At 43.1% G+C, this 11,500-nt stretch carries 12 protein-coding genes and 2 pseudogenes; 4 read left to right on the top strand and 10 right to left on the bottom strand.

The features are described from left to right. The 6 genes and pseudogenes from IM477_RS06220 to queF all read right to left on the bottom strand — a co-directional run. On the bottom strand, window positions 1-2,061 hold a 2,061-nt coding region (locus IM477_RS06220; RefSeq protein WP_287730946.1), incomplete at its 3' end, for a WD40 repeat domain-containing protein. A 65-nt stretch (window positions 2,062-2,126) separates the two neighbouring features. Then, a complete protein-coding gene (locus IM477_RS06215) occupies window positions 2,127-2,522 on the bottom strand; it encodes a hypothetical protein (protein ID WP_287730945.1) in 396 nt (131 codons plus the stop codon). Window positions 2,523-2,548: 26 nt separating this feature from the next. Then, a pseudogene (locus tag IM477_RS22980) lies at window positions 2,549-3,066 on the bottom strand (Het-E N-terminal domain-containing protein). A 37-nt stretch (window positions 3,067-3,103) separates the two neighbouring features. Next, entirely contained in the window at window positions 3,104-3,388 is a 285-nt protein-coding gene (locus IM477_RS06200) for a hypothetical protein (RefSeq protein WP_287730941.1), read from the bottom strand. 31 nt (window positions 3,389-3,419) lie between these two features. Beyond that, a complete protein-coding gene (locus tag IM477_RS06195; RefSeq protein WP_287730940.1) occupies window positions 3,420-4,448 on the bottom strand; it encodes a PstS family phosphate ABC transporter substrate-binding protein in 1,029 nt (342 codons plus the stop codon). A 418-nt stretch (window positions 4,449-4,866) separates the two neighbouring features. Then, entirely contained in the window at window positions 4,867-5,262 is a 396-nt protein-coding gene (queF, locus tag IM477_RS06190; RefSeq protein ID WP_002740916.1) for a preQ(1) synthase, read from the bottom strand. Between the two features lie 227 nt (window positions 5,263-5,489). On the opposite strand from queF, the gene IM477_RS06185 reads away from it, so the two are divergent. The 4 genes from IM477_RS06185 to IM477_RS06170 all read left to right on the top strand — a co-directional run bounded on the left by IM477_RS06185 (window position 5,490) and on the right by IM477_RS06170 (window position 8,494). After that, entirely contained in the window at window positions 5,490-6,671 is a 1,182-nt protein-coding gene (locus IM477_RS06185; RefSeq protein ID WP_287730939.1) for a M20 family metallopeptidase, read from the top strand. Window positions 6,672-6,813: 142 nt separating this feature from the next. Then, window positions 6,814-7,278 carry an MEKHLA domain-containing protein gene (locus IM477_RS06180; protein WP_287107981.1) on the top strand — a complete coding sequence of 155 codons (465 nt, stop codon included), beginning with the start codon at window positions 6,814-6,816 and terminating at the stop codon, window positions 7,276-7,278. A gap of 14 nt (window positions 7,279-7,292) precedes the next feature. Then, a complete protein-coding gene (gene pyrF, locus IM477_RS06175; protein WP_287730938.1) occupies window positions 7,293-7,994 on the top strand; it encodes an orotidine-5'-phosphate decarboxylase in 702 nt (233 codons plus the stop codon). Next, window positions 7,958-8,494 (top strand): hypothetical protein, encoded by a 537-nt coding sequence (locus IM477_RS06170; protein ID WP_061431790.1) that lies wholly within the window; start codon window positions 7,958-7,960, stop codon window positions 8,492-8,494. The genes pyrF and IM477_RS06170 overlap by 37 nt, the downstream gene beginning before the upstream one ends. Here the strand turns inward: IM477_RS06170 and prmC are convergent. From prmC to tnpA, 4 genes and pseudogenes are all read right to left on the bottom strand, one after another. Continuing rightward, the gene (gene prmC / locus IM477_RS06165; protein ID WP_287730937.1) at window positions 8,491-9,375 is read right to left on the bottom strand and encodes a peptide chain release factor N(5)-glutamine methyltransferase; all 885 of its coding nucleotides are present in this window, start codon (window positions 9,373-9,375) and stop codon (window positions 8,491-8,493) included. The two genes, IM477_RS06170 and prmC, sit on opposite strands and share 4 nt — an antisense overlap. Before the next feature lie 5 nt (window positions 9,376-9,380). Beyond that, a pseudogene (locus tag IM477_RS06160) lies at window positions 9,381-10,173 on the bottom strand (Tic22 family protein). Window positions 10,174-10,560: 387 nt separating this feature from the next. Next, the gene (locus tag IM477_RS06155; RefSeq protein ID WP_287730936.1) at window positions 10,561-10,995 is read right to left on the bottom strand and encodes a hypothetical protein; all 435 of its coding nucleotides are present in this window, start codon (window positions 10,993-10,995) and stop codon (window positions 10,561-10,563) included. A 254-nt stretch (window positions 10,996-11,249) separates the two neighbouring features. Continuing rightward, window positions 11,250-11,500 (bottom strand): IS200/IS605 family transposase (gene tnpA, locus IM477_RS06150; RefSeq protein WP_287730935.1); only part of this gene is annotated, 251 nt, incomplete at its 5' end.

Raw genomic sequence — 11,500 nt, 5'->3', positions numbered from 1 at the left:
GCCGTCGGGACTAAAATTAACGCTTGTGACAAGCTCATCATGCCCCCTGAGGGTGCGGATTTCCTTGCCTGTTTCTACATTCCAGAGTTTGATAGTCTTGTCAGCACTACCGCTCACCAAAGTCTTGCCGTCGGAACTAAAATTAACGCTTATGACAGTGCTATCATGCCCCTTGAGGGTGCGGATTTCTTTGCCTGTTTCTACATTCCAGAGTTTGATAGTCTTGTCATCACTACCGCTCACCAAAGTCTTGCCGTCGGGACTAAAATTAACGCTTGTGACAGCGCTATCATGCCCCTCTAAGCGATTGCGTTCACTTTTGCGGTTGAGAAGTTCCTGTAAGGCATTAGTCACCTCCTTGTTGTACGTCTGCTGCTTTTGTAGAATTTTTCCCGCTTTAATCGCTTCAACGAAAGCCTCCAAGTTTTTATGTTCATTCAATAGAGATAAGGAATATCTACCAAGAGACTCAGCTTGATTATATTCGGCTTCTTTTGTCTTATTCCAAGCCATCCAACCCAATCCCGTACTAATCACCACCGCCACCAAAGAAACCGCCGCAATCCTTCGCGCTGTTCTAATTTTTTCATTTTTTTGTCGTTCTGCTTGACTAATACTCGCCTTAATAAACTCTATCGCCACAGTATCTAAATTAGGCAGAGAATTATTCTTTTGAAACTCAACAATTTTAGCTAACTTAGAACCTCCCCAAAGCTCACTACTCGCTTTTACTGCATCTTGCTTCTGTAAATCATCCCACTGTTTAGCATCAGCATATAAACGACTTCTGAGAACAATTATCTCCTCTTTTTCTCGAATTAAATCCTGTAACACTTGCCAAGAACGTAATAACGCCTCATGTGCCACCTCAACCGTCGCCTTCCCGTCTTCTCCCTTACTCACCAAAAGACGATTATCTATCAATTGATAGAGAACCTCCCTTTGCATTTCCTCCTGTTCAAAACTCGATTTATCCGCCCTTCTGCTAACCGCTTTTTCCCCTTCTAAACTAATTAACTCTAGAAAAATTTCCTCTGCTGCTTTCCGTTGCTGTTCATCAAATTTACTATAAATTTTATCCGCTTGTTTTTCTAGCGCACCCGTTACCCCACCAATCTCTTGATAAATCTTAATATTTAAAACCCGCTCTTGAATATGATTTTTTTCCCACAATAAATCTAACGTATATTGTAACAGAGGTAAAGAGCCAGCCTGTTCATAAAAATCGGCAATAATTTGATTAATTAATCCCTTTTCAAAGATTACCCCATTTCTCGCCGCTGGTTCAGCAATAGCTAATCTTAAATCACTTTCATCCATATCCGTTAACATCTTGCTATACTGATCATGGATTTTTCCTAAACTGGGATAAGGACTTAATTTATCTAAAAAATCCGCCCTCATCGTCATCACAATTTTAACTAAACTATTATTATTTTCAATTAATTTAATCAAACTTTTAATGAAAATATCTCTTTCCGTCTTCGGTGTACGAGTAAATAATTCCTCAAATTGGTCAATAAAAATAAACCATAAATCAGAATTATTTTTTAATCCTTCAACCACCTTAATTAAAGTATCTTCCTTAACAGCTTGTGCTAATTGTGCTTCGGATTGTGTATATCTATTCCTTAAAAGACAATAAAAAGACTCAAAGGGATTAACATCAGGAACAAAAGTTAAATTAACCAATTTATTCGCGCCAAAATTATCCTTTAACTTAGGAATTAAACCCGCTTGAACTAGAGAAGACTTACCACTTCCCGACGCACCTAAAAGCAATAAAACATTCTTTTGCTTTAAATAATCAGTTAACTCAATAATCCAATTATCTCGACCAAAAAACTTATCCTTATCATCTACCTCAAACTTCCTTAAACCCAAATAAGGTGAACCCGTAATTAAAGTTTGAGACTGAATCTCAACTCCTGACTTTTGGGTGATAATATATTGGTTGATTACACCCCCACTAATATCACCCGCAATTCCCTTAAATTCACCATCACCAATAAGACCTTTAACATCACCCCCTATTTCTGAATAATAACTTTTATCAGTCATTTTTGCTACCCCAAAATTATTCTTTTCAAGTTAACTTTAAATTGCAGTTTTAGAATTAGCACTCTTTAAGGACTTCCTACTAAACCAAACAATTTAGCCAAACCGCCTAAAATCGTTACAATTAAAGCGACTAAAATCCCTCGACTGACGAACTCTTGATTCTCTAAGCGCTTTTCCAAGCCATCAATTTTTCCCTCTAGACGCTTCTCACTACCATCAATTTTTCCCTCTAGACGCTTCTCAATACCATCGATTTTTTCCTCCAGACGCTTCTCGACACCATCAATTTTTTCCTCCAGACGCTTCTCGACACCATCAATTTTTCCCTCCAGACGCTTAATTTCACCTTTAACTTCACTAAGTTCAATCTTAATGTCAGTAACATCTTTTTGAAGATTGTCTAACTTTTGATTGATTTGAATTAGAAAATCTTTAAGTTCTACCTCAACAGTAATTGACATAAATTTCCCTCCTAAATAATCCTCAACTAATTAATGTTCTGACTAATATTTCCATCACTAATATCTCCTGCAATTCCCTTAAAAGTACCATCTCCCACCATTACTTTAATATCACCACCAACATTAATATTATACTTACCTGCGGCAAATTCTTCAGGTTTTAATTGCTTATAGCGGTAAGCGCTTGAGTGAGATACAGACCAAGCTTTGCCTAGCATGGTTTATAGCTCGTGACACTGTACCTCATACGACTGCACACCGCTATAAGTAATTCTTCTGCTGTCTTAATAACCTCTGCATCTCTATCAATTTTTGCTTCAAGTAACTCTTCTTTGAGCAGTGTTTTTACCCCCTCTGAATCTGGTTTTTTCTCATGTTTATCGACGATATCACTATCATCTGTTTTCCCTTTTTCTGCAAATTTCTTCTTAATCAACGCTTTTAAACCCTCATAAGCATCCTTAACGGCTGTTCCTGCCGTATCCTTAGCAGCAGCCGCCGCACCAGCAGCCAACGCAGCGAGAATTAGAGAAATTGGTTCCATTGCCTGAGACTCCAAATTAGATATTGCTGACTCAATTTTAGATCAAAGCAAAGTATCTGACGCGATTATGGCGCAGGTATTGGGCGCAAATGGCTTGCTCGTCAGGGTTGTTGGCTACCACTGCCAGTTGCACATAGGTGGGATAGTAGCGACATAAGGTGTAAATCCCACCGTCATCGATGCCCTGCTTGTTCGGTAAAAATCGTTCGCACTGAGGGATGATTTCGACGGGATAGCCGAAAATCTGGACAAAACTGGGAGTAGCAGTCCTCTGGATGCGCCCAATCAAGCGCACACTCAGATGAAAATTGCTCAAATTCACTTTAACCTAGATTTGTAGAAGTTGGATTAAATTATCTCAAGGGAACAAAACCGGCTTTTTCAATTAATTCCTGTCCTTGATCGGTTAATAATAAATCAGCGTAAGCTTCCCCCGCTTGTTCGTCTAATTGACCATTTTGTTTGATAATAACAAAAAGACGACGGGTGATCGGGTATTCTCCCTTTTGAAAAGCTAATTCATTCAGTTGATTACGCTTCTGGGGACATTGGGAAGACGGGATCGAAGGTTCTTGATAGGGGGCAACTAACTTATTTTCGCTTTTACCAAGGGGTAAAGTTTTAATTCCACACTGGGGAACTACTTCCGGTGCAGAAGCATAGTAAATTCCTCCCAAATTTTGGGAAACTTTTCTGAGAGCAGGAGTCGTGCTATAAACGTACTGAATATTATCCCCAAAATAGGCTTTTTCTAAAACCTGATCGATAAAAAATTCCACGGTTCCCCCATCTTCCTTGCGTCGGGAATAGGGAATAATGGCTAAATTAGGCCCGCCCACTTGCCGCCAATTGCGAATTTTTCCTGTATAAATATCTTTTAACTGGGTAATTGTTAGACCGGAAACCGGTAAATCGGGATGAACTGCGATCGCAATTCCATCGATAGCCACGGGAACCTCTTTTAAGGTCAATCCCCGTTGTTGAGCGCGTTGTATTTCCTCATCTTTGAGCGATCGAGATGCTTGGGAAAAAGCCAATTGATTCTCGATTAACATCCGAATACCGCTGCCGGTGCCGGGGGTTCCCGTAGTGGGATCGGTATAGACGAGGCGAAATTTCGGCCAGACTTGCTGGATAATAAAGTCCACTTCCTTGCGAATCGGGGCCCAAGTGGTACTTCCCCCGTAGTTAAATAATCCTTCCGGGACATTTTTAACCGCAGCTAACGTTTCGGAAATTTGATTATTCGAGGAGGAAGAATTAGATCGATCATTGAAATTGGGAAAGGTTTTGTTGAGCAACCACCAAGCAATTCCTCCTAAAAGTGCCGATGTCACCATAACCGTCAACAGCAGCGGAAGAATTTCATTTTTCTGGGACATAAAATCAGGATCACGATTCGGACTACTTTAATGATAATCCCAGCTTTTTTTAATGACCCTAACTTTTACAATTCTTTCGGGTTGTGCCAAGGGTTAAGGATCAACCATAGAGACACGAACAACAGAAAGGAGAGGATAGATTCGATGAGTAATACTAAACCAGGTTATTAAAAACTGATTATTTATTCTCCCTTTTGCCTCTTGCCTCTTGCATGAGTGCCTGTCCTGATATGTAAGCCTATACTCAACGGATTTAGTATAAAACCTATCAGACAAAGGACAAGATAGCGATATAACCTGCTTGAGCATCTTCTCCTGTTGACTGGCTACAGACCTTCGAACAGCAAAAAAACTTGAACAACAAAAACTAGAACAGCAAGGGATGGAGGCAACCCCATCCCCAAACTAGACAATTATGCTATTCTTTTTTATACATCACCTCCACCACGGTATGTACGTTACCTCTGGGATGAAAATCCCCCTTAACTTTCATCTGCAAGGGTTCGCAAGCGGCCACCAAATCATCTAAAATTTGGTTAATTGCTTCTTCGTGGGAAATATAACGATCGCGATAACTATTAATATAAAGTTTAATCGCCTTTAATTCCATCACCTTTTGATCGGGAACGTAGCTAAGATAAATAGTGGCAAAATCGGGATAACCGGAAAAGGGACACTTACAGGTATATTCCGGCAGAGTGATCTGAATATCGTAATTTCTGCCAGGGCGTGGATTGGGGAAAGTAATTAATGTTCCTTCGGCAATTTCTCTTTCCCCGTACTTAACTTCAATTTTTTCGGAAGACTGAACCATGTTTTTTCCTAACTAGACAATGTTTCCTATCATAGCTGGAATATTCTCTCAAGAGGCGTTACCGAATCAACAGATGAATAGTAACTCCTGCATCCTATTGACAAATTAGCTTAGTCCAGGGTTGAAAGAATGCCGAGAAGACAATGCAGACTTAAAATCAGCCAAGTCGAATTTTCAGGTAAAAAATGCTCTATGATTAACTCTAAAGATACTGTAAAACTGGTTTCATGCTCTCCGAGATTAAAAACATAGCCGAGAGTCTCGCACCCCGATTAGTGGAGATTCGCCGCCACATTCACGCGAATCCAGAGTTAAGTGGGCAAGAATATCAAACGGCCGCCTATATTGCCGGAGTTTTGTCTTCCTGTGGTCTATCGGTGCAGGAAGCGGTGGGAAAAACGGGAGTTAAGGGAGAATTGGCGGGAAAAGGCAGTGATCGAAGGATTTTAGCCATCCGCGCCGATATGGATGCCCTACCGATCCAAGAAAGAACCGATTTAGACTTTGCTTCCCGCAAACCGGGGATTATGCACGCCTGCGGTCACGATGTTCATGCTACCGTCGGTTTAGGGGTGGCGATGGTGCTTTCCCGTCTCTCGGAACCTTTGCAGGGAAAAATACGCTTTCTCTTTCAACCAGCAGAGGAAATCGCCCAGGGGGCCAGTTGGATGATCCGGGAAGGGGTGATGCGGGATGTCAGCGCCGTTTTGGGGCTGCACGTTTTCCCCTCGATTCCGGCCCGATCGATCGGAGTTCGTTACGGGGCCTTAACTGCAGCTGCCGACGATCTGGAGATTTTTATTCAAGGGGAATCCGGCCACGGGGCCCGGCCCCACGAGGCGATCGATGCTATCTGGATCGCCTCCCAAGTAATCACCACTTTGCAACAGGCAATTAGTCGGACTCAGAACCCTTTGCGTCCCATTGTCCTCACCATCGGGCAGATTAGCGGTGGTCGCGCCCCCAACGTCATCGCCGATCAGGTACGCATGGCAGGAACCGTGCGATCGCTGCACCCAGAAACCCACGCCCATCTCCCGGAATGGATCGAGAGTTTGGTCACGAATGTCTGTAGCACATATAACGCTAAATGTCAAGTAAATTATCGCCGGGGCGTGCCATCGGTACAAAATGACCAATTTTTAACCCGGTTAGTCGAAGAAGCTGGTTTAGAAGCTTGGGGACAGGATCGGGTTTTAATTCTCTCGGAACCCTCCATGGGGGCCGAGGATTTTTCCCTTTATTTGCAACAGGCCCCGGGGACAATGTTCCGTCTGGGAGTGGGTTCTCCTCACCTCCTCAATCCCCCCCTTCACCATCCGGAATTTTTAGTGGATGAGTCGGCAATTCTGACGGGAGTGATTACTTTAGCCTACGCGGCCTATAAATATTGGCAAAGGGAAGATTAAGTGGGTGGGTGGAATTAAATATAAGATGAACGTAGGTTGGGTTGAAGCATGAAACCCAACACCCGCACGGGTTACGCTACCGCTAACCCATCCTACCAATAATTGTGCCTCCCTACTTAAACCGGTTTTTCAAGATAATTTTATGGAAATTTGGGAAGATTTAGCTATTATAGCTTGGACAGAATTGCTGCTGGATAATTATGAACGATTAATCGGGCGATCGCTTTTACCCCGGATCGGTACTGGCAAAGAACAGAGTAAAATGCTCTTTTATGCCCCTTTTGTGCTGGTTTCCCACGGCACACAAACTAATCCGATCTTCAACTATGGTAATCGCGGTGCCCTCGATCTCTGGGGTTTAACTTGGCCAGAATTATTAACAACTCCTTCGCGAGCGACGGTAGAGGGGGAGGAAATCGCCAAAGAACGCCAAAAAATGCTGGATTTAGTCAAAAAACAAGGCTATATCAACGATTATCACGGGGTAAGGATCACGAAAAACGGTCAACTATTTCGCATCGAAAAAGCGATCGTTTGGAATATCATCGATCGTGATGGCATTTACTGCGGACAGGCTGCCACTTTTGCCGATTGGATTTTTCTCTGATTTATCACCCCAATATGACCAACTCAGACCGAATTATTGTTCCTCTCGATGTGCCGGATTTAGAATCAGCGATCGCACTGCTTGATCTGTTGCCGGAAGTCAATTTTTGGAAAGTGGGACTAGAATTATTTGTCAGTAGCGGTGCAGAAATTCTAGGGATTCTGCAAGAAAGACAAAAAAACAGCTTTCTCGATCTAAAATTTCATGATATTCCCAATACAATCGCCGGGGCCTGTCGTTCAGCTAGTCGCTATCAAGTGGATTTACTCACCCTGCACGCTACGGCCGGACGGCAAGCACTGACGGCGGCTAAGGGGGCAATCTCTGACCTGCTATCGCCGCCAAAACTTCTCGCTATCACCGTTTTAACCAGCCTTAACGCCCGCGAATTAGCCCTCGACCTCAAAATTCCCCTAGAACTATCGGAATATGCCTTAAATCTGGCATTATTGGCCAAAGAATCGGGAATTGATGGGGCGGTTTGTTCTCCCCAAGAAGTGGCGCAATTGCGGCGCGTCTGTGGAGAGGATTTTCTCTTAGTTTGCCCCGGAGTTCGTCCCTCCTGGTCAACGAAAGGGGATCAAAGTCGGGTGATGACTCCGGCCCAAGCGCTTAAAGCTGGGGCTGATTATCTAGTAATTGGACGACCGATCACCGGTGCCGAGGAGCCAAAGGTAGCATGGGCAAAAATTTGTCAAGAATTAGCCGATATTTAGGGGTATTACTGGTTATTTTCGGGATTAACTTGCCAGCAGTTAGTCGTCCTCTTTCTAGCTGTCCGGAGGATTTAAATCTTTTAGTCGATCGCCTCTTGTCAGATTTACCCAGTTATGCTAATCGAGTTATTACCCGCTCCCAAATCGATCAAGAATTATCTACACCGGTTTTTGTGATTATTGCCGGTCGTCCCGAATTTACACCCCTACCTTTAACTGCCAGTCAATATTCTGGTCAAATTGCCGATGACACTCAACAGGTTTTTTTTACGACTTTAGAGCGTCAGTATAGCAAAAATCGCTTTGTCACTCTCCAGAATTATCACTGGTTATTTTTAACTAAAACTGGGGAAGGATGGCGATTAGTGACGGTTTACAGTCAATTAGCTGCCCTGGAACCCGCTCAAGTCCCCTTACCTCCCCTAGAAACCAGCCAAGGCACCATCGGCCAAGCGGTGCGTCTCTGGCTGCGGGACTGCGAAGCGGCTGCATTGCGCTAAATTCGCTCGGCCAAAACAAAGCGATCGAAACCTGCTAGGTCGTTAATAATCTGAATTTGTCGATAATTGCCCTGATTTTCCAGCATTTGCGCTACTTTTTCCCCTTGACCGGCTCTCATTTCCACTAGCCAAAGGCCTCCCGATCGCAGATAATCGGGAGCAGTGGCCACTAGATAGCGCAGCGCGGTCAATCCGTCTTCACCTCCATCGAGGGCCAAACGGGGTTCATGTTCCCGCACTTCAATTTGTAAGTCAAGGATTTCTGCACTGGGAATATAGGGAGGATTGGACAGCATACCGCTAATCTGTCCTTTCCACTTCTCTAGGGGTGTCCACCAAGAACCCTGTTTTAAGATAATTCTGTCGGCAAAACCGGTATTGATGATATTTTCTTTGGCGATCGCTAAAGCCGTTTGACTGTAATCAATAGCATATATTTCTGCTTTTGTCAAGATACTGGCTAAACCAATAGCGATCGCGCCGCTACCAGTTCCCAGATCTACCCAGATTCCCCCGTCTTCTCCTCTGACGGTTTCTCCAACAATATCGATTAATAACTCGGTTTCGGGACGAGGAATTAATACTTCTGGGGAGACTTTGAGGGTAAAATTACGCCAGACCACCGATTCGAGCAAATACTGTAAGGGAACCCTTGCTTGAAGGCGTTTTTGCCAGCGTTTAGTAATTTCCGACCAAGAATAACTCAAAGGGATTTTTTCTCGTTCGCGAAAGGATTGTAAGCGCAGGGAAAGAGTATCTATATCTGTCACTGCTTGCAGAAAGATATCCACTTCTTTCGGAGATAGTTGCGCTTGCTCTAAATCGGCGATCGCCTGTTGTCGCCATTGACTTAATTCTTGACCGGAAATACTAGCAGACACAAGACTTAACGATTGGGGGCGGGGGGATTATTGGTATTATTATTAGGGCTTTGCTGGGGGTTGGTTGGGAGCCTTTTGGTTGCTATTTGCCCGAATAAAATCAATCGTTTCTTGGCTAGGATAGAGGAGAATTTTAGTTAAAGCTTCATCGTTGCTTTGTTGTAGGGTGGCGATGACATTTTCTAAGGGAATAACATCAATTTTCACCGTGGCCGCTTCTGCGGGATTAGCTTTTTTATATTGTTCTACCATTTGCAAAGCGGCGGCCTTTTCAAAGAAGAAAGGAATCAAATCCTGATTATTGCGACTGATCACCAGAAAATTACTCTCTTTTCCTGCTTTCGGCACAAATAAAGGTACACCACCTTGATATTGTTGACCTCTTTCACTGAGCAGTTTTTTCGCTGATTCTACTTCCGACTCTTTGGGAACAAAATCGATAATTAGACGATTTTGATCGGTTTGACTGGTTTGCATTTTATAGACCTGTGCCAAAGAAACAGGCTGAACTTTAACTTTGCTGGCCACTTCAGGATTCTCTTTTTTCAGTCGTTCAAAAAAGTTTTGTGCGTCCTGCCGACTGATAAAAACTCCCGTGAATTTCTGTTCTTTTTCTCCCACGGCAATTAGGGGAACTCCTTGATCATCGGCAATAGCGAAGACAGGTACAGACTGCAAGGTTTTGACGATTTGTTCTTCTGGTAAAGCGAGTGCTTTAGAATAGCTGCCCAGCAGCGAAGTCAACATTGTCGTTCCTACTAAACCAAGAGTTGCTGTCCAACGAATGAGAGATTTCATCAAAATAATTACCTCGTTATTACTATTAACCAATATTTGCCGTTAATCTGAACTATATAGTCTATTTGACTCCTGCGATCAGGAGTTTTTTGATGAATAACAAGCCCCGAAAGTTCCCTTTATTGGCTTGCTTCTGAACCATCATAGCTAAAAAGCTCCATATTTGGTGAGATGTGGTCGCAGCGGCGGCCAGGAAATAGGGGCAATTTATGGGCTGATCTGGGGAATAATAGGGATTAATTGGATTTTTTAAGCTATATTTTCAAAAAAATCGCTTTAGCTACGGTTTAAGCTTCCTTTTGCCTTAATAAGCACCAACTTGAGATCAAAAGGCATCCTCTTGTCTGAATCAGTTAGTCAACCGGCCACCTCTTGATCTTGGCACTGCTAATGACTTTCTGAGAAATCGCGCGGATGGGCGATCGCTAACCGCAGCCATTGATAGGAAACTAGATTTAAAATCAGTCCGATGATCAATAAAATTGCCATGAGAGCGATTTGATACCAGGCGATCGGTCTGACCAGAAGATCGGCGATCAGATGGGCTAAATTCAAGACAGAATAGAGAATTGTCAGCCAGAAATGGGACTTTCTCAAGGAGCGACTTTCGCTAAAATTGACCCCGATAATCGCTAACATTGGCAGCAAAAAAAAGAGCAACATTCCCCAGAAAATCGGATCGAGATTGCTGGTTTGATGACTCTCGACGATCGATTGACCATGGAAGAGCGGCATTAAACCCAGTTGGGTGTGAAATAGGGTTCCCAAGAGGAATGTTGTCCAGAGAGCGGCAATTTTTTCGGGATATTTCGCTGTTTTCACGGTAATTATCCTCTTAATCGGTTAGTATAAAAGGTCGGGCTAGGTGAGAAAGTATTCTTGAATTTTTCCTAGTCACTTATCTATACATTCTAAAAAAAGTTTCTGTATTTAAAATTACTTTTTACAAAAAAACACAAAATAGTTTTTACTGCTGATCAGCCGTGGAGAAAGGCCGCTGCTATCTCAAGGTCGCGAGAGGACTCCCGTTAAACCGCTACGCAGTTAACGGGAGATAAATCGCCACCGGAATGAAACTAACGCGGTAGCGTTTCCACTTTCGGGGAGTTTTTTTGGTTCTCGACGTATTTTTTTAGTTGTTCGACAGTAACGCCGCCACAACTAGCCACGAAATAACCTCCCGTCCAAAAATAGGGTTTGTTGTCGAAATACTTGGCCGCCAAATCCGGAAATTCCTTTCTAATTAAGCGACTACTAACTGTTTTAAGGTTAGCGATTAGTTTGGATAAAGCGATGTCAGGCTTGTAATCGATAATCAGGTGAACGT

It is taken from the genome of Microcystis sp. M090S1, assembly GCF_020246295.1.
GTDB lineage: Bacteria > Cyanobacteriota > Cyanobacteriia > Cyanobacteriales > Microcystaceae > Microcystis > Microcystis aeruginosa.
This window is presented reverse-complemented; position numbering and strand designations above follow the sequence as displayed.